The 17,766-nt window shown below is 70.4% G+C and carries 19 protein-coding genes and 1 pseudogene; 15 read left to right on the top strand and 5 right to left on the bottom strand.

All coding sequences use genetic code 11. The features are described from left to right. A pseudogene (locus tag ACFV8H_RS22260) lies at nucleotides 1-444 on the top strand (hypothetical protein); the annotation flags it as partial. Between the two features lie 154 nt (nucleotides 445-598). Here ACFV8H_RS22260 and ACFV8H_RS22255 read toward each other — a convergent pair. Further along, nucleotides 599-754 carry a hypothetical protein gene (locus tag ACFV8H_RS22255; RefSeq protein WP_380402577.1) on the bottom strand — a complete coding sequence of 52 codons (156 nt, stop codon included), beginning with the start codon at nucleotides 752-754 and terminating at the stop codon, nucleotides 599-601. Between the two features lie 18 nt (nucleotides 755-772). Here ACFV8H_RS22255 and ACFV8H_RS22250 point away from each other — a divergent pair, with 18 nt between their 5' ends. From ACFV8H_RS22250 to ACFV8H_RS22235, 4 genes are all read left to right on the top strand, one after another. Further along, entirely contained in the window at nucleotides 773-1,102 is a 330-nt protein-coding gene (locus tag ACFV8H_RS22250; protein ID WP_380402574.1) for a hypothetical protein, read from the top strand. Nucleotides 1,103-1,440: 338 nt separating this feature from the next. Continuing rightward, nucleotides 1,441-1,659: a DUF397 domain-containing protein gene (locus ACFV8H_RS22245; protein WP_380402735.1), complete on the top strand. Its 219-nt coding sequence runs from the start codon at nucleotides 1,441-1,443 to the stop codon at nucleotides 1,657-1,659. A 113-nt stretch (nucleotides 1,660-1,772) separates the two neighbouring features. Further along, nucleotides 1,773-2,249, top strand: a complete 477-nt coding sequence (locus ACFV8H_RS22240) for a helix-turn-helix domain-containing protein (RefSeq protein ID WP_380402572.1) — start codon at nucleotides 1,773-1,775, stop codon at nucleotides 2,247-2,249. After that, nucleotides 2,144-2,743: a Scr1 family TA system antitoxin-like transcriptional regulator gene (locus tag ACFV8H_RS22235; RefSeq protein WP_380402732.1), complete on the top strand. Its 600-nt coding sequence runs from the start codon at nucleotides 2,144-2,146 to the stop codon at nucleotides 2,741-2,743. Before ACFV8H_RS22240 ends, ACFV8H_RS22235 begins: the two co-directional genes overlap by 106 nt. A 38-nt stretch (nucleotides 2,744-2,781) precedes the next feature. On the opposite strand, the gene ACFV8H_RS22230 is transcribed toward ACFV8H_RS22235, so the two are convergent. Beyond that, on the bottom strand, nucleotides 2,782-3,606 hold the full coding sequence (locus tag ACFV8H_RS22230; protein WP_380402569.1) for an SAM-dependent methyltransferase: 825 nt from the start codon (nucleotides 3,604-3,606) through the stop codon (nucleotides 2,782-2,784). Between the two features lie 157 nt (nucleotides 3,607-3,763). Between ACFV8H_RS22230 and ACFV8H_RS22225 the strand changes: the two genes are divergently transcribed. Continuing rightward, nucleotides 3,764-5,113: an IS30 family transposase gene (locus ACFV8H_RS22225; RefSeq protein ID WP_380402730.1), complete on the top strand. Its 1,350-nt coding sequence runs from the start codon at nucleotides 3,764-3,766 to the stop codon at nucleotides 5,111-5,113. Further along, a complete protein-coding gene (locus tag ACFV8H_RS22220) occupies nucleotides 5,094-5,450 on the top strand; it encodes a transposase (protein WP_380402567.1) in 357 nt (118 codons plus the stop codon). The genes ACFV8H_RS22225 and ACFV8H_RS22220 overlap by 20 nt, the downstream gene beginning before the upstream one ends. A gap of 28 nt (nucleotides 5,451-5,478) precedes the next feature. Here the strand turns inward: ACFV8H_RS22220 and ACFV8H_RS22215 are convergent, their stop codons facing one another. Further along, complete coding sequence (locus ACFV8H_RS22215) at nucleotides 5,479-6,018, bottom strand: hypothetical protein (protein WP_380402564.1); 540 nt, start codon at nucleotides 6,016-6,018, stop codon at nucleotides 5,479-5,481. 386 nt (nucleotides 6,019-6,404) lie between these two features. Further along, a complete protein-coding gene (locus ACFV8H_RS22210) occupies nucleotides 6,405-8,645 on the bottom strand; it encodes a helix-turn-helix domain-containing protein (RefSeq protein WP_380402561.1) in 2,241 nt (746 codons plus the stop codon). A gap of 343 nt (nucleotides 8,646-8,988) precedes the next feature. Between ACFV8H_RS22210 and ACFV8H_RS22205 the strand changes: the two genes are divergently transcribed. From ACFV8H_RS22205 to ACFV8H_RS22185, 5 genes are all read left to right on the top strand, one after another. Next, nucleotides 8,989-9,975, top strand: coding sequence for a ribosome-inactivating family protein (locus tag ACFV8H_RS22205; RefSeq protein WP_380402558.1), 987 nt, complete (start codon nucleotides 8,989-8,991; stop codon nucleotides 9,973-9,975). A gap of 336 nt (nucleotides 9,976-10,311) precedes the next feature. After that, nucleotides 10,312-10,677: a DUF6221 family protein gene (locus ACFV8H_RS22200; protein WP_380402555.1), complete on the top strand. Its 366-nt coding sequence runs from the start codon at nucleotides 10,312-10,314 to the stop codon at nucleotides 10,675-10,677. Between the two features lie 387 nt (nucleotides 10,678-11,064). Then, a complete protein-coding gene (locus ACFV8H_RS22195) occupies nucleotides 11,065-11,409 on the top strand; it encodes a hypothetical protein (protein ID WP_380402552.1) in 345 nt (114 codons plus the stop codon). Beyond that, nucleotides 11,406-11,732 (top strand): hypothetical protein, encoded by a 327-nt coding sequence (locus ACFV8H_RS22190; RefSeq protein WP_380402549.1) that lies wholly within the window; start codon nucleotides 11,406-11,408, stop codon nucleotides 11,730-11,732. Before ACFV8H_RS22195 ends, ACFV8H_RS22190 begins: the two co-directional genes overlap by 4 nt. 229 nt (nucleotides 11,733-11,961) lie before the next feature. Next, nucleotides 11,962-13,320 carry a tetratricopeptide repeat protein gene (locus tag ACFV8H_RS22185; RefSeq protein WP_380402547.1) on the top strand — a complete coding sequence of 453 codons (1,359 nt, stop codon included), beginning with the start codon at nucleotides 11,962-11,964 and terminating at the stop codon, nucleotides 13,318-13,320. A 60-nt stretch (nucleotides 13,321-13,380) separates the two neighbouring features. On the opposite strand, the gene ACFV8H_RS22180 is transcribed toward ACFV8H_RS22185, so the two are convergent. After that, complete coding sequence (locus tag ACFV8H_RS22180) at nucleotides 13,381-13,821, bottom strand: hypothetical protein (RefSeq protein ID WP_380402544.1); 441 nt, start codon at nucleotides 13,819-13,821, stop codon at nucleotides 13,381-13,383. Nucleotides 13,822-14,062: 241 nt separating this feature from the next. Between ACFV8H_RS22180 and ACFV8H_RS22175 the strand changes: the two genes are divergently transcribed. From ACFV8H_RS22175 to ACFV8H_RS22165, 3 genes are all read left to right on the top strand, one after another. Next, nucleotides 14,063-14,701 carry a hypothetical protein gene (locus ACFV8H_RS22175; protein WP_380402541.1) on the top strand — a complete coding sequence of 213 codons (639 nt, stop codon included), beginning with the start codon at nucleotides 14,063-14,065 and terminating at the stop codon, nucleotides 14,699-14,701. Between the two features lie 64 nt (nucleotides 14,702-14,765). After that, nucleotides 14,766-16,985 carry a hypothetical protein gene (locus tag ACFV8H_RS22170; protein WP_380402538.1) on the top strand — a complete coding sequence of 740 codons (2,220 nt, stop codon included), beginning with the start codon at nucleotides 14,766-14,768 and terminating at the stop codon, nucleotides 16,983-16,985. Beyond that, on the top strand, nucleotides 16,982-17,689 hold the full coding sequence (locus ACFV8H_RS22165; RefSeq protein ID WP_380402536.1) for a helix-turn-helix domain containing protein: 708 nt from the start codon (nucleotides 16,982-16,984) through the stop codon (nucleotides 17,687-17,689). Before ACFV8H_RS22170 ends, ACFV8H_RS22165 begins: the two co-directional genes overlap by 4 nt. Nucleotides 17,690-17,766 lie beyond the last annotated feature (77 nt).

Genomic DNA, 17,766 nt, shown 5'->3' with positions numbered 1-17,766 from the left:
ACCGCCACGGCGGTCGGCAGCACCGTGCACCTGTACGCCATCGGCTCCGACAACACCGTCTACACCGCTGACGGCAACTACGCCGCCGGCACGTGGAGCGCCTTCCAGCAGGTGCCCGGCAACTCCGGTATCAAGCAGATCACCGCCGTCACCACCGGCACCACGGTGCGCCTGTTCGCCATCGCCGCCGACAACACCGTCTACAACGCGAACGCCGACTACGCCGCCGGCACGTGGAGCTCCTTCCAGCCCCTGCCCGCCAACAGCGGCATCCAGCAGATCACCGCCAACGCCGTGGGCAACACCGTCCACCTGTACGCGGTCGGCTCCGACAGCCGGGTCTACAACGCGAACGCCGACTACAACACCGGGTCGTGGAGCGCCTTCCAGCAGGTGCCCGGCAACAGCGGCATCCAGCAGATCGCCGCCACCTCGGGCGCCTGATCCTGCGGGAGCATCCGCCCCCGGAACGGCTCCCGAAGATCCGGAGCCGGCAGGCCACCGGCCCGGCCCAGGGATTCACTCCCCGGGTCGGGCCTTGCGCGTCCTGACCACAGCGGAAACCAACGGGCGCCAGCCCGTCCGGGTGGGAGGCCTGCTATGCCCACTCCACCCCGTGCTCGGCGAGCTGCGCGAGCTGACCCGCGGCCAGTTTCGCCCGGCGGGCCTTCTGGTTATTGAGCCAGGTGCCCAGCGCGAACTGCGACACCACCACCTGCTCCTCGCCACCGGGGCCGGCCTCCACGGCCTCCACCGGCTCCTTGTGCGGGCGATGGACGACGCAGCCACGGCCTGGCTCCGCGCACAGCTCGGGCCCGCGACCGACCCCGCCGACCTCCAAGCCCGCTACCAGCGCCTCCACAGCGCCCGCGCCGTCGCCCTGGAAGTCGTCGCCGAACGCCGCGCCCGCCTGCTCGCCGACCCGCTGCGCCTCCTGGTCGACGGCGTGGTCACCATGGACAACACCGCCACCCTTGGCGGCATCGAACGCCAACTCGCCCAACTCCAGGACATCCTGGGACCGGACGAGACCGGACCAGGCGACGACGGTCTGCCCCACATCGTCACCGGCTACCTGCGCCCCGCACGGCGCATCCGGTAGCGGCCGACCGCCAGATTTCGACCACAAACCCCACCGTCTGTCGATCCCAGAGAAGGGCCCTAGGAGCAGCGATTCGCTGCCTCTGTGCAGGTTCCATGAGGTAAAGCCCGTGAGTGCGATCATAGTTCCGTCATAGATGTGCAGACTTCGTTCTCATTCACTCGATCGTGTAGTGGCTTTTGTTGCCAGCGAGGAGGAATGATTCTTCTCGCTCGGTCTGCGAAATCCCGTGCGGGATTTCGCAGACCTCCCGACAGGGACTTCCCATTAATGCGATCAATGGGAGTGGGGTGTCGTTCCCTCGCGAAAGAGGGCTCGTAGTGGACATCTTCAACGGTATGGCGGCGGACACCATCCAGGCCAAGAGCCCGTGGCAGAAGGCTCGGCGCAGCGTGGGCAACGGGTCCTGCGTGGAGTTGCGCGCGCTGGACGACGGCGAGGTGGCGGTCCGCAACAGCCGGCACCCGCAGGGTCCAGCCTTGGTGTTCACCCGCGCCGAGATCCACGCCCTGTTGGACGGCGCCCGGAACGGGGAATTCGATCATCTGGTGGTTTGATCTTCAGCTGACGACTGACTTCCGTCGTGGCTGATCGGTGTGACGGCAGGGCCCCCTTCGTGCGAAACTCATCCGGATAGCGCAAAGGTTGGGATAAACCACTGGGGGGCCCGATGGCCGTCGACTCATTCATTTCTGGCCGCGGGGGCGGCGCGGACCGGCCGTGGGCGGAGGCAGGACTGCTCCTGGGTGCCCATCTGGAGGCCGCGCGCGGGCGCCGCACGCAGAGCGAGGTGGTGGAGGCGACCAACAAGCGAGTCAGCAGGTCCTACTACAGCCGCCTCGAAGGCGGCGAGGTGCGGATCGACAAGCCGCACATCGTGTCCATCATCCTGGACGCCCTGAAAGTTGCACCGGGCACCCACCGCGACCACCTGACCGCCCTCGCGTTCGCCGCGTCGAAGGAGGGCTGGGCGTCAAGGTTCCGCAGTGGGCACCGCGAGGTGGTGCCCGATTCGATGCTCCGGCTTACCTCGTTGGAGGAATCGGCGACCGAATTCTTCGTGGTGGACCGCAATGCGATCCCGGCCAGCTCCAGACTGAGGCGTACTCCAGGCTCGTCACCCGCTACACCCTGCCGGCCAGCCTGAGGGACGCCGGTCTGCAGGAAGTGGTCGTCGGTTTGCGGGCCGAGCGCCGTACCCGGTTCGCGGGGCGGCTGATCACAGACCGGCCCAAGGGTGGGTTCTTCATCGAGGAGGCTGTGCTTTACGCGGACTTCGGCCACCCGGAGGTGCTGATCGACCAACTGCAGGACCTGCTCGGCCTCGTGGAGAACCGGGCCCTGCCGGTCGGCGTCCGGGTGATGACCGCGCGGGCTCCCCTGGCCGTGCCGGTAGGCACCCTGGCCCGTCTCGGGTTTCGCAAGGAACTCGCGGACGCGGTCCCCGATGTCATCTACAACGAGGCGGGGCGCACTGCTTCCTTCCACCGCGGCTCGCTCCCCGGGGTCAACGAGGGGGCGGACCCCGACTACGTGGACCTCGACGATCTGATCGACAACGTGCTCATGAGGACTCCTGGCTACCGGGACAGCCGCCGCCTCATCGAGAACGCCCTGATGGAGGCCCAGCTCCGCCTGTAGCAGGGGAGCCGGGCAGGGCAGTTGGTGGGCGTGTTCGGTCAGACGACCCGGGCGAGTCCGCCGAACTCGATCCACTCCCAGCTCGCCTGCCGCGCAGGGGCATGAGCGTCGGGGTGCCAGTCGGTGACGTCCACCAGCCCGGGGGGCTCGACGACGAGCCTGTCGACGTTGAAGAAGTCGCGGACATCGGCCTCCGTGCGCACGCGCCCCCATTTGCCGCCGGTCTGCTGCTGCATCAGCTTGGTCACGGTGTCGCGGACGATGGCGTTGTCGCTCACCAGCTGAGAGACCACGACGACGCTGCCTGGGGCGAGCAAGTCCACCGTTCGTTCGATGATCGATTTTGGGTCGCCGTTGTCCCGGTCGGGGATGCAGTGCAGCACGGAGACGAAGAGAGCAGCGACCGGCCCGGCGAGGTCGATCTTGTCCTTGAGGCCAGCCACGATCGAGGGCGTGTCCGCCATGTCGGCGTTGAGAATCACGGCGTTCGGGCTCTCGTCGAGCACGGCTCTGCCGTAGCCGAGGACCATCGGATCGTTGTCGACGTACACCACGCGCGCGTCCGGATGGACGGCTTCGGCGACCTCGTGGACGTTGCTCTGGGTGGGCAGGCCCGAGCCGTGATCGATGAACTGCCGGATCCCGTAGGTTTTGGCGATGTGCCTGACCACGCGGATCAGGAAGGCGCGATTGTTGAGCGCCAGTTCCCGGCTGCTCGGTGCCGTCTTCAGGAGCTCCTCGACCGCCCTGCGGTCGGACGGGTAGTTGCGGTTTCCTCCAAGCAGGAGGTCGTACATGCGAGCCGCACTTGGCTTGGACCTGTCAATGGGCTCTTGCCAGTCGTCGGCTTCGCTCCGGTTCACCCGCTACCCCTTGCGTGATGCGAACTTCACTACCAACTATCAAGTATGACGCTGCGTCATAGGGTGGATTCAACCGGTCGTCGCAACACCTCGATCGTGGAGGTGTCGGGTGGGGCGGCCTGTGGGGTGGACGACGAAGGTGACGGGGCGTCCGGCGATGCGTTCGCCGGGTCGGCCACCGGTGCGTCGTGACGTGGAACGCGCGTTCTGGTTGAAGATCGCCGAGGGGCTCACGAGCGAGGACGCCGCGCTGGCATGCGGGGTGTCCGGGCCCGTCGGTTCGCGGTGGTTCCGCGATCGTGGCGGGATGCCCTCGATCCGGCTCAGCCCACTGTCCGGCCGGTATCTGTCGTTCGCCGAGCGCGAGGAGATCTCCCTATTGAGGGCCCAGGACACCGGCGTGAGGGAGATCGCCCGCAGGCTGGGGCGGTCCCCGTCGACGATCTCCCGTGAGCTGCGGCGCAACGTGGCCACTCGATGCGGGCAACTCGACTACCGGGCCTCGATCGCGCAGTGGAAGGCCGAGCTGGCTGCTCGCCGGCCGAAGACGGCCAAACTCGCGACCGACGAGCGGCTGCGCGAGTACGTCCAGGACCGGCTGGCCGGCGTGATCCAGGCGCCGGACGGCAAGACGGCGTCCGGTCCCACGACCGAACAGTGGAAGGGACGGAACAAGCCCCGTCGTCAGGACCGGTGTTGGGCGACGGCGTGGAGTCCGGAACAGATAGCCAAGCGGCTGTTGGTCGACCACCCCGATGACGAGTCCATGCGGATCTCGCACGAGGCGATTTACCAGGCCCTCTACGTCCAGGGCCGCGGTGCACTCGACCGTGAGCTGGTCACGTGCCTGCGGACCGGCCGTGCTCTGCGGGTTCCTCGCTCCCGCGCCCGCAGGAAGGCGGCCGGTCACGTGACGCCCGACGTGATGATCAGCGAGCGTCCCGCCGAGGTCGAGACCCGGGCCGTCGCGGGCCACTGGGAAGGCGATCTGATCATCGGGACGAACCGGTCCGCCATCGGCACGCTCGTGGAGCGCACGACCAGGTTCACGATCCTGATCCACCTGCCGCGGATGGAAGGCTACGGCGTCGAGCCACGGGTGAAGAACGGCCCCGCGCTTGCCGGCTACGGAGCCGAGGCGATGCGCAAGGCCCTCACGGTCCAAATGACCAACATCCCGCAGCAGTTGCGACGATCACTGACCTGGGACCGGGGGAAGGAGCTCGCCCAGCACACCCAGCTGAAAGCCGACACCGGCATCGCCGTTTACTTCGCCGACCCACACAGTCCCTGGCAGCGCGGCACGAACGAGAACACAAACGGGCTGCTGCGGCAATACTTCCCGAAGGGCACAGACCTGGCCCGCTGGACCGCTCGCGACCTCGCAGCCATCGCTGGGGCACTCAACACCCGGCCGCGGAAGACACTCGGCTGGAGAACCCCCGCGGAGGCACTCGACGATCAGCTACTCTCGCTCCAAGCCAGCGGTGTTGCAACGACCCCTTGAACCCGGTCAATACACATCCATCAAGCTCACAACCCGCCTGCTCAAGGCGGGAATTGAGGCGAGCATGGGCACGGTTGGCGACTCGTTCGACAATGCCCTGGCCGAGAACTTCTGGAGCGTGCTGAAGACCGAGTGCGTCCGCCGCACGACCTTCGCGACCCGCACCGACGCCGACCTGGCGCTGTTCGCCTATATCGACGGATGGTACAACACCCGGCGCATCCAGAAGCGTCTCGGCTGGCTCAGCCCGGACGAGTACGAGGCGAAGCACTACGCCGACCAGGCGACGGCCGAACCAGTGGCCGTCGAACCACCCACACCCGCCCTGACCAGCTAATCAGCACCTCCCGCACACCGGGGGAAGCTCAGGCGGCGTCGCGGGCCTGGTAGGCCGCCTGGGCGGACTGACGGGCCAGCGTGGCAGAAGCATTGGCGGCGCGCTCGGCCTCCTTTGCGTGGCGGCGGGCCTGCTCGGCCGCCTGCTGCGCGTGCTTCGAGCTCGCTCCGGCAGCGTTCGCCAGACGGTTGGCCTTCTCTGCGGAGTCGGCCGCCGCGTTCGCGTTGCCACTCGCGCTCCTGGCCGCGTCTGAGGCCTCGGCCGCAGCCTGGGAAGCGTTGCCCGCGCGGTCGGCGGCTTCCAAAGCACGCTGGGCATCCTTGGCCGCGTTACGCGCTTCTTCTGCACGCTGGCGGGCCTCGGAGGCCTTGCCGGCATCGGAGGACGCGGCGTTGGCCGCCTTGCGGGCGTTGGCCGCAGCGAGCGCGGCACCGCCGGCAGCGCTCGACAGCGGCTTCACGCTCGCGGCGGGGGAGCCCCCGGGCACCAGCGCGGCCGTCGAGGTCGGCGACGGCCGGGTGAAGCGCCTCGCGATGGTCGGCGGGCGCCAGAGCTGGGAGCCGGACACCCGCGTCGAGACGTCACCGGGCTGGCTGGCCGCCGCTGAGGACCGGGGCGCCGCCGTGGTGCTCCTCGTGCCGCCGGGCACCTGGCCGCCGGGCCTGATCGAGCTGGGCCCCGAGGGCCTGGACGTGTTCACCGAGCGGTTCGAACAGGAGCATCGGGCCGGCCGCGTTCTGCACGGACCGTATCGGTGCAGGTGGGAAGGCACCCCGGTGGGGGCTGTGCTGAGCCGAGGTAGTTGTCACCGCGAAGACGGTCTGGTCCGGGGAGACCTGCGGAGCGAATCACTGCTGATGTCACAGGCTGATCGCGCTACATGTCACCAGGGGACCCGTCCTCGGTGCTTGAGCGCTGCGGCATCCACCGGGTCCCCGGGGGTGCGGCTGGGGTTCAGGCTCGGGTGGTGAGTCGTGCGAGTGCCGTGTCGTAGCGTGCCTGGACTTCCGCGTTTGGCGTTGCGCGCAGGAGGGCGGTGAGTGCCCGGACGGCGCCATCGTCGTAGCCGGCGGCTTCTGCCTGGCGGGCGGCGAGGTCGAGTTGGGTGATGCCCTCGGTGCGGTGGCCGAGTCCGAGCAGGGCTTCGCCCTTGATGATGAGCAGCAGGATGTGGGGGATGTCGGTGGTGTCCGGTTGGTTGCCGAGGGCCAGGGCGCGGGTGGCGGTGGTCAGGGCCTGGTGCCAGTTCGCGGCGTCGGCCTGGTGTCGGGCGAGGTGCTGGGTGGCGAGGCGTTCCATCCTCTGGTCGCCGCTCTCGCGTGTCAGCTCGACTGCGCGTTCGCAGCCCCTCGCGGCGTCGTCGAGGCCGCCGAGGGAGGCTTGGGCCATGGCCAGCACGATCAGGGCGTTGGCCTCGGCGAACGCGTCGCCGGCGCGGGCGGCGAGCGTGGTCGCGGCTTCCAGGTGGACGAGTGCCTCCGGGGTGCGTCCTTCCTCGGTCAGGACCCAGCCGAGGACATTGAGGACCCGGGCCTCGCCGTGCTCGTCGGCGTCGGCGCGCGCGGCGGCGAGGGCGGTCTCCAGGAGCGGGGTCCAGTTGTCGCGCACGCGCCACACGATCAGCGGCCACATCGTCATGACGATGCGCCAGGTCCGCTCGTGCAGGGCGGCGGCGTTGGCGGCGGCGACCGCCTGGGTGAGGTTGTCGCGTTCGGTGGCGTACCAGGCCACGGCGGCGGATCGGTCGCCGAACTCCCTTACCGCGGTTGGCCGCTGGTAGTCGGACGGGAGCGGGAAGCAGTCCTCCGAGCCTGGCTCGGCCGCCGCGACGGCGCCGGTGGCGGTGGTGATGTAGTGGTCGAGGACGCGCTTGAGGGTGTCGGGGTCGGCGTCCAGGCCGCGGGCGTAGAGCCGCACGAGGTCGTGCATCCCCCACCGGCCCGGCGCCGTCTCGGTGAGCAGGTGCGCGGCGGCCAGATGCTCCAGAGCGGCCTCGGCGGCGGCCGGGTCCGTGGCGGCCAGGGCGGCGGCCGCGTACCGGTCGACGTGGATGCCGGGGTGACGGCCGAGGTGGGCGAACAGGCGGGCCACGGGCCCGGGGAGCTGTCGCAGCGTCAGGCGCAGCGCGGCGCGTACGCCGGTGTCCTCCAGGTCCAGCAAGGCCAGGCGGCGTGTCTCGTCGGCGAGTTCGTCGGCCATCGCGGCCAGCGTCCAGGCGGGCCGCTGCGCCAGGCGGGCGGCGACGACGCGCAGGGCCAGCGGCAGGCCGCCGCACAGCTCGGCCAGTCGCTGCACGGCGCTCGGCTCGGCGTCCACCCGGCCGGCGCCGAGGACGCGGGCCAGCAGCGCGCCGGCGTCCTCGGGCGCCAGCACGTCGAGGGCGACGGGGCGGGCGGAGTCGCTGACGATCAGCCCGGCCAGGCGGTGGCGGCTGGTGACGACGGTGACGCAGCGGTCGCCCCCGGGCAGCAGCGGCCGGACCTGCCCGGCGTCGCGGGCGTTGTCGAGGACGACCAGGAGCTGGCGGTCGGCGGCCAGGGAGCGGAACAGCGCGGCCGCGCCGACCTCCGACTCCGGCACCTGCTCGCCCGGCACGCCCAGGGCGAGCAGGAACTCGCGCAGCACCTCGACGGCGGACGGCTCGCCGGTGTCGCTGAAGCCGCGCAGGTCGGCGTACAGGCGTCCGTCGGCCAGGCCGGCGGGGTCGTGGCGGGCCCAGTGCAGGACCAGGGCGGTTTTGCCGACCCCGGCGGGCCCGACGATCAGGCACACCGGCGCCTCGCCCGCGGTGGCCCGGGTCAGGGCCGCCAGCTCCGCGGCCCGGCCGTGGAAGCCGCGCGGTGCGCGCGGCAGCAGGTCGGGCGCGCTCGGGTGCAGGGCGGTCTCCGGTTCGGCGGCGGGTGGTGGTTCGGCGGCGGCCGATGGGGCCTTCGTCGTGGGGGCGGGGCGGGGCCGCCCCGAGCTGGCGGCCTCCTCCAGCTCCCGGGCGCCGACCGGATCCAGGCCCAGCGCCGCGGCGAGGGCCTGGACGGTGCGGCGCTGCGGTCCCCGGGAGCGGCCCTGCTCCAGGTAGGACAGGGTACGCACGCTCACCCCTGCCGCGTGCGCCAGGTCCTCCTGGCTGAGCCCCGCCCTGCGGCGCAGCGCGCACAGCAGCGTGCCGAAGGAGGCGGTGGCCGGTGTGGTCGAGGCCATGCTGATGATCTTCCCCTTGTTCAACGTGGCCCCGCCGAACCGCGACCCCCGACCCGCAAAAGTATGCGGTACGTACTTTTGCGGGCGAAATTGCATGGTTCACTCCAACCCAGCCGGGTTGGATCGAGACCTGAGGAAGAAGGCCCCGGAGCCATCCGGAAGCCCTCCTCCGCCGACCCTCGATCCCGCCGGGACGAGGCGCCCGGTGGGCGCGGCCGCCGGCCGCCTCCTCACTGTCCCGTCCCGCGAGAGCGCCCTGCCCCGACGCAGCGGCAGGCACCCGCGCGGGCTACTCACCGCACGGCCCACACCCGCGCGGCAGAGCTTCCAGGAGAACCACCCGATGCACCTGCATCCGACATCCAGCGTGCGCCGAACCGGAAGGCGGCTCGCGGTACTGCTGCTCGCTCTGGTGTCCGCGTTCAGCCTGCTGTACGGCGCCGCCGCCCCCAAAGCCAACGCGGAAACCAACCAGCGTTGGACTGACATCAACTGGGCCATGAACGGCTACACCGGGCCGCGCAACAGCCCGGCATCGCGTGACCAGTTCTACGCCTACAACGACATGGTGAACGCGCTGCGCAACGCCGCCGCGCACCAGATGGACAACGTCGACAGCAGCTCGGCGTACATGGACACCCCGACCCGGACCGACACCCACCGTGTCATCCGGGTCCTGGTCTGGACTGACGAGGACGACGGGTCAAGGGCTCACCTGGCGTTGTACTTCAACGTTGACAACCTCTACCTGATGGGCTACTCCGCCCACGGAGTGCACTACCGTTTCAACACCGACGAAACCGCGCACCTGGCGACGGAAATCCAGCGCCACGAGGGCCTCGCTGCGGCTCCCAGTGTCCAGCTGATCTCCGCCGACGGCAGCTACGGCCAGCTGTCGGCCCCGGACACCTGGCGGGCGAACCAGCAGTACACGGCGCTCATGCTCGAGCAGCGGGCGAGGACCCTCATCAACTCCACCTCGGGACAGCGCAACTCCCCCGGGGTGCGCCAGGCCCTCGCCTACCTCATCGGCGCCACCTCCGAGGCCGCCCGCTTCGGCTGGATCCAGAACCGCATCGCCCAGACCATCCACCACGGCGGCGACCCGGCCGAACCGGGCGAGCCGGCCAACATCGGCCCCTTCGGCACCGACCTTGAAACCAACTGGGACGCCCTGTCCCGTATGGCGCACCGAACCGCGGCCCACCGCACCGACCCGGGTGTGAGGATCGACGGGCGCGTGTACTACGGCGTGTACGACATCGGGATCCCCACCAACAGCCGTCCCCGCCTGACCCCCTTCCTCGCGCTGTACGCCAGCGGTCGCTGACCTGCGCGCTGCCCGGCAACCGGCCGGGCCCGGTTCATCACGGACCGGGCCCGGCCTTCGTACTGCACCCCCGAGCCCCGCTGGCTCCGAAGACCCGACGAACCGTGGCGATCTTGGTGGCAGTTTGCGTGGCGAAGTGACAACTAGCTCGGCTCGGCACACTCGTGTCCCGTGCCGCTGAACCTTGACCGATTGCCATCGAACCTTGACCGACCCGGGTTTCTGCCACTGAAGGTTGACCACCCAGGCAACGAGCGAATGTCTGACTGGGCGCGCCGGCCGACGGGCGCCCGTAGGGTTTCACGTGCCACAAGACCATCGGCAAGGATGATTGCTATGAATGTCGGCCTCATCCAGTTCCTGCGAGCGAAACTCGACGCGGACGAGCACAACGTCGTGATGATCACGTCGCTCGCCCCGCCCGACACGGACGTGACCCTCGACAGCACAATCCCCATGATCGACATGGTTCGCGCCGTCACGGACCTCTACGCACCGGTTGCACACCTCGACATGCCAGCCGGATCCACCAACAGCAAGGACTTTGATGCCGGCTGGGCCGTCGGCCTTGGAATGGCGGTCAGGTTCCTCGCCCAGACCTACCACGACACGCCGGGCTACCGTGAAGAGTGGCGTCCCCAGGTGCCTCCCCGGGAGAGTCTCGCCGATTCCGAAGCGTGGCCGTACAGACCCGGGCGCTGACCTGGGCAGTCAAAGTTCGCTGACAAGAACTGGGCAGTGGTCAATCTTCAATGGCAATTGGTCAAGGTCCGGTGGCACAGGACAACTCGCCCTGCTGCTCAACCGCCGGCCCTGACGCCCCACGCTCCAATGGGAACTGTCCCGTCTCAGGCGATCTGGTCCCTGTCTCAGATGATCTGGTCCGATTCGCTCGTCGTCTCAGATGATCTGGTCCGTTGGTGTTGGTGTCTGTCCGGTCTCACCGGACGCGTGCGCTTTCCGATGAGGCCCTGCTGTGGAGGTGGCGGGCTTCGATGCGACCTGGGTGGAGGATGGGGTCGAGGTCCGGCGGCCGCTGAGGGACGCGATGGGGATCGCAATGTCAGTGGTGATCGCCATCATGGCGAGATGAGTAACCCGAATCTGGCCACCGGCAGTGTCTGGCGGCTCTACCGCGGCGACCATGAGGTTGCCCGGCTGTCGGTGACCGGCGCCGATTGGCCCTGGATGCACGCCGACGTCGAGACACTTCCCGGCTTTGAAGAGTTCCGTCCGCTGTTCGCGGAGCAGGAGCGGGCCATCGACGAAGAGGCATGGGAACAGATCGACGAGTGCTACTTCCGGATCCGCAGTGCGCTCACCCTGACGTTTCCCGACGGGAATCCCGTCGCCGAGTTCATGCTGAACATCCACGACGACGGCACCGCCGGCTGGCGCTGGCACGACGAGCCCTTCGACACGGTGAACCAGTGACGCGCTGGCTTCGCTGCTTCTGGGACGAGGAGGCCGTCTGCTTCTACTTCGAGCTGGACACCGATGGGCACGTGATCCGGCAAGTCGAGTTGCAGGAGCCCGGCAGCAAGGTTCTGGCCGCTGCGTCGCTGGCCGAGTGGCAAGAAGCCCAGAGCGCCGGTCGGCTGGCTGACTACGAGAGTGTCTACGGTCTGACCGCGGAACTACCCATCTCCGAGTGGGAAGGGCACGACCCGCAGTGGTTGTCGGCTGATGAGTTCGAGATCGTTTGGTCGACCGCCCGTCGGCAGCTTCAGGATCGTCAGCGGCGACATCCTTCCTGAGCACGTCCACTGCTGCGGCCCCTGATCAAGAGTGCAGCGGTGAAACCGGCGGACGATACACCTTCCTGGTGGTCGGTCAACCCGCGTTCACCTGCGGAAACCGAAAGACCTGCGACAAGGGCCGCGATCGGCGGCCGGATGGCGCAGACCGGTGAGCGGCTGTCCACTACCGGTGCTCGGGACCGGCCGCAGCGACGGGCTGTCAGGGCCCGGTACTACGGTGCGCCGTGTGGACGCTGCTGAGCTTGACTACCGTGCCCGGACCCGGTCCGGATACCTCCCGCCGGAGCTGGTGTCCCGGCTGATCGAGCGCGGCCACGCCGAAGTAGTGGAGGCCTGGGCCGGGCGCGGGGAGTGGTTCTGCGCGCGGGAGTGGGCGCGGCTGCTGGGCGAGCGGGGCCAGCGGCCCGAGGCGCTGGACGTGCTGGCCCCATACCTCGCGACCGGCTGGTGGACCGCTGTTGAGGCTACCGCCGAACTGCTGGAGGACTGGGGCCGCGCCGAGGAGGCGATCGAGCTGACCCGCGCCCGGATGCTGCTCGGCCACCCGCACGCGCTGGCGTCCTACACCCGCCTGCTCGCCCGGCACGGCCGCGCGGGGGAGGCGTTCGACCTGTTGCTGCCGCATGTCGACGATGACTCCCTCGCCCGGGTTCTGGTCGACGTCGCCGCTGTCGCCGGCCGCGACGACGAGGCCGCCGCCCTGCTCGAAGCCAGGATCCCGGCCGGTCACCACCGGTGTGACAGCCCGTGGTGCTGCCGCGGCCTGGACACCTACACGACGATCGGCCTGCTCGCGCGAGTTCGCGAGCGCCAGGGCCGCGTCGACGAGGCCATCGCCCTGCTGAGCGCCCTGGAGAGCAACTCGATCGACGCCCGCGACCAGCTGGCCGGACTGCTGGCCCGGCACGGCCGGATCGAGGAACTGCGCGCCTACGCGGCGGCCGAGGACCATGGGCGCGCGGCGCGGCGGCTGGCGGTGCTGCTGGAGGAGCGCGGCGACGTCGAGGGCGCGGTCGCCGTGTACCGGCAGGCCGCCATGGCGACCGTCGCCCGCGGCCACGTGGCGGTCCACCTCGCCCAGCTGCTGGCGCGGCACGGCCGCAGTGGGGATGCGATCGGGGTGATGCGCGCGCTGGCCGACGCCCCGGGAGGTGCCGAGGACTGGATCGTCGACACGCTGTGTACCCTGTACGCCGACCAGGGCCGTCCCCAGGACGCCCTGGCCTACCTCGACGACCTCAAGGCCCGCCGCGGCACGGAGGAGTGGGAGCTGTTCTGGATCCGGCTCCCGTTGATGGCCGCCTGCGACCGCGTCGACGAGGCCATCGAGCAGGCGCAATCCCATCCCGAAGGCGGCACCCCGTACGCGGCCGCACATGTCGCCAGGACGCTGGCCGGCGCCGGCCGTACCGAGGAAGCCGTCACCGTCCTCGAACAGCACGCGCCAACCCACCATGACGACCTGGCCGGGTACCTGATCGACCTCGGCCGCCCCAACGAAGCGGTGGCCGTCCTCCAGCAGCACGGCCTCCAGCCGCTCGGGCACCAGAGCAGCCCGTGCTGGTACGACCAGCCCCCGTTCTGAACTACACGGCTAGCCCGCCCGGGGGCCGGGCGGGCTGGGGTGCGGTCGTTGGCGGGGGCGCTACGAGGTGAAGTCCCAGTTCGGACGGCCGGTGGAGGCCCGCACGAAGTTGCGTAGCTCGTCCAGGGTGCCCGCAGAGCAGATGCCCTCCATGCGTTCTTTCATCGCATCCGGGCCGGCCTTCAAGTCCGTCACCACGTGCACCAGCAGGTCGACCTTGGCGTACCGCAGGAACGCCTCCTCCGGCGCACCGTCGAATCGGCAGGCTCGAACTACCGCCCGCTGCAGCAGGGACACGGCGCGGGCATCCCGCCACCTCGGCCACCACCAGCCGTCCCTGCCAGCCGCGGTGTAGCGCGCGTTCTGCAGACGCCTGACGAGCTGGTCCACGGCGTACTCGCGGGCACGGTCCCGCCGCCCGGCCGAGTCCGAGCCCGGCGCCGCCGGAGCCTCGGACGGCCGCGCTGCCATCGGATCTGCACTGCTATGCACGTCTGCCATGGCGGACAGCCTGTGGGCCGCCGACCTGCTGGGAGGCGAGCAAGGCCGTCACCACCCCGGCCAACGGCCCCGACTGACTTCCCGTTGCGGTCCTGGACCTAGGTTGTCGAACCCGTCGCGAGGCGGTCCGACCCGGAGCAAGTGAGGGCGTATGGCCAGCGCCGCGCGCCCCTCTCCTCTTTGTTTCCAAGAGCAGACGGGTGTAGGATTTGGTTATGTCCTACTGTTTGGGAGTTTTCTTGTGAAAATCAGCATCGGCGGCGAGCAGGTCGAGGTGCACGACGACCTCGCCCGAGCACTGCTCGCGGCGTTGCGCGACGAGCAGCCGGTGAAGCCGCCGCAGGCCTCCACCTTCGATGACCTGACCGCTCTGGTGGACTGCATCAGCCGTGTCACCCAGCGCCTGACCGTCGTCAAGGAGCTGGCGATGTCCCGCGCGGACGCCAGCGACAGTTACTCCAACCGGCGCGCGCTGGGCCTGGCGGCCGCCATGGCTCCCTCGCAGCTCGGCCGGGTCCTGGAGGGCCACGGGCTCCCGCGCGATCGCCGCGCCGGCGGCGTGGACCTGGCCGTCGCCTTCCGCACCACCGACGACGGCGTGCTGTACCTGGCCACCGAGGAGGACGTGGTCGGCCTGCCCTCGTTCACCCTGCCGTTCAACCCCGCACAGGGCGGGGCCGAACCCACGGAGTTCGCCGGCCGGGAGCTCGAGTTCTACTACCGCCCCCAGGTCCCGATCGCGGTGGCCGACCTCGGACGCACCGCTGGTTACACCCTGCGCCACGCCGAGCAGGGCCTGATCGCTTGTGTCACCGAGGACGTCTTCGACGCCCTGTTCGGTGACCCCCGGATTGACCCGACCCGGTCCAACGGACGCTGAGGGACTCGATGTCCGACGATCTGTTCAAAGTCGCGCAGAACGCCGCCGAAGGAGTGACCCGCTGATGGACCGGAAGTCGTACACCGCCGAGCTCGCCGGTCTGCGCGAGCTGCGTACCGAGATCACGGCCGCCGAGAAGGCCGTCGCCGCCGCGCAGAAGGAGCTGGACAAGCTCACCGCCCAGCGTGCGCGCCGCGTGGCCGGGCTGGCGGGGTACGAGGGCGCCCAGGCGCCGGCCATCGCGAAGGCCTCCGGGCTGTCGGTCGGCGACGTCGTGCGGATCGCCCCGCTGCTGGACCCGACCCCGGCCGCAGTCCGCGCCGCCAAGGCCGACGACCAGGCCGCCGCCGTCGCTGCGCCCGCCCCGGCCCCGGTGGCCGAGCCGGTCGCCGAGCCCGCTGTCGCGGTCGCCCCGGCGTTGACCCGCCCGGCTCCCGTACTCGAGCAGCCGGCCCCGGCCGCCCCGGTCGTCGAGGACCAGGTCGTCGCCGAGCAGGTCGCCCCCGCCGTTGCGGCGCTGGTCGTCCCGGCGGCCTCGGTCGCTCCGGTCGCCGCGGTGGAGCGTCCGGCCGTTGCCGCCGGTCCGCGTGAGCTGCCCACCCTCCCCGAAGGCCCTGCCGGGGCCCGGTTCGAGGCCGTCACCACGGGCCTGGTCTCCAAGCGCCCCAACTTCACGCAGCAGGTTCGCGCCACGGTGTTCCTGGACGCGGCCGCCGGGATGCTCGCGGTCCGCGACCAGGTCGTCCGGGTCGACCTCGGCGCCCGCACCCCGGGCGAGATCCTGGACGCCGTCCTGGCCACCGCCCCCGGCACGGAGCGCATCTACATCACGGCCGGCGCCCCGTGGCACGACGGCGCCGAGCGGTACTCCACGCTCAAGGACGCGGTCGCGGCGTGGTTGAACACCCCGAGCGAGCGGTGGACCACCGCAGTCGGGAGCGGCCGGGACAAGCTGGCCGGGCACTTCGTCCACCAGCGTCAGCCGGTCGGCCGCTACGCCCCCGTCGCCTCCCCGGACGGGCCGGTCACGGAGATCCGCTCGATGGGGGAGTGGTTCGACCCGGACGGCGCCGACGTCGTGACCTGCCGTCAGGCGTTCACGCTGCTGTGGCAGGCGCTGCGCCGTCACTGGGACGACGCGGTTCTGATGGGCTCGCCGTCGCAGACGGGCCGGGACCTGTGGTCGCGCACCATCCCGACCACCGGCAAGTGGGCCGGCGGCTACCCGGTTCTCAGCGAGGAGCTGCGGGGCCTGCTGCACGCGACCGGTGGCCAGGGCCGCACCGAGCTGATCCTGCCGCCGCGCGTGCCGGATCAGCTGCCCGCGCTGGTGGAGTACGACCGCACCTTCGCCTACGCCAAGCATTTGTGGAAGAGCCCGGTGGGCACCCCGCGCCGGATCACCGCTGGCGCGTTCGCTGCGATGACCGGGGCGGAGCAGGTGAAGGCGCTGATGTCCTGCTCGCACTGGAACGTCAGGGTGACGGTCCCGCAGCGCTGGCAGCACGTCGGGCTGCTGCCCGCGCCGGTGACCGGTGACCGCGCCTGGATCTACCCGTCCGAGCCGGGGACGACGTTCACCACCTGGGCGGGCGGTGCGGAGATCCACCTGGCGCTGTCGAACCACCTGATGCCGTGGAAGGTCGAGATCCTCGGCGGTCTGCTGTTCGAGGACGGCAAGCCGCTGGACGAGTGGGGCAAGCGCCTCAAGTCGGCGTGGGCGGACCTGACCAACCTCTCGAAGCTGCACGGCGACGAGCGCCAGCGCACTGCGGCTTACCTCGCCTCCCGGGCGGTCCGCTCGGTGCTGCTGTTCGGCCTGGGCGGTTTCGCGCAGCGCCCGCGCCTGGTCTCCGGCACCACGCCCGTCGGGGAGGCGCTCCCGGCCGGGGTGGAGATCCTCGGCCAGGACGGCGAGGTGGTGACGTGGCAGCGGCAGGCCGGCTTCTCCCGCGACCCGTACGCGCACCCGGAGTGGGCGGCGTACGTGTGGTCGGGGGCGCGGGCGGCGCTGCTGGACATGAAGTACCGCGACGGCAAGCAGATCGTCGGCCACGCCGGTGCCCTGCACGCCAAGCCCGGCACTGTCGTCTACTTCGGCACCGACGGCATCGCCCTGACGGAGCGCCAGCCCTGGCCGTACCGGGGCGAGCCGGGCGACTACCTCCTCAAGGGCCACCTGACCGGCCCGGTCGAGCACCCGGCCAGTCAGGAGCAGTACCTCAAGCTGCGCGGCCTGGGCCGCGCCGAACTCGCCGCCATCGAGAAGGGGGCTGACCAGTGAGCCCGGCCGACCCGCAGAATCCGAACGAGGCCGCCCGCCTGACCCAGGAGCTCATCGACCAGGGCTACACCAAGCGCCAGGTTGCCAGGATGCTCGGCCGCGACGCCAGCCTGGTCTCGCAGTTCTTCACCAAGGGCAAGGGCGCGAGCATGGTCAACGCGCTGCGCCAGGTGGTCCGCGCGGTGCGCGGCGGAGAGCGGGACACCGAGGCGCTGTCCGGGATCGCGGAGGCGAACACCAGCCGCCGCCGGACCAAGACCGGGCAGAAGGCGCGGGTGCGGGGCAAGGACGTCGTCGGTGAGGCGGGCGGGTCGATGGCCGGCCGGGCCGGGAAGCAGGCCATCAAGTCCGGCGCGAGCCACCTCGCCCCGGTGGTCCATGAGACTGGCCAGGCCGGCGGCCGCCTCGCCTTCACGGTGAGGATGAAGGCCGACCAGTACGTCTACAGCGCGGGCTCGGAGAAGGACTCCGGCGGCGTCCGGCGCGGGTTCATCCCCCGCGCGGACGGCACCGAGGAGCGCACCTACGGCTCCGCGTCCACTGGCGGCTTCGACGCCGCCGAGTGGTCCCAGCGCGTTGCGGACCACCACGGCGACGTGACCGAGGCGATGCGGGAGTGGCTGGTGGAGACCGGCCGGGCGGTCGAGGACGCCGACATCGCCTACCTCGAGGTCAGAGGTTGGATCCCCGAGGACCAGCAGTAGTCCGGTCGGCCTCTCCCCATCCATGACCTGGCCCCGGGGAGAGGCCGCCCGCCTCTGACCCTTCCACAGCACCGCCC

Source organism: Kitasatospora sp. NPDC059827 (assembly GCF_042731675.1).
Taxonomy (GTDB): Bacteria; Actinomycetota; Actinomycetes; order Streptomycetales; family Streptomycetaceae; genus Kitasatospora.
The sequence above is the reverse complement of the archived record's forward strand: the minus strand, read 5'-3'. Positions and strand labels throughout refer to the sequence as shown.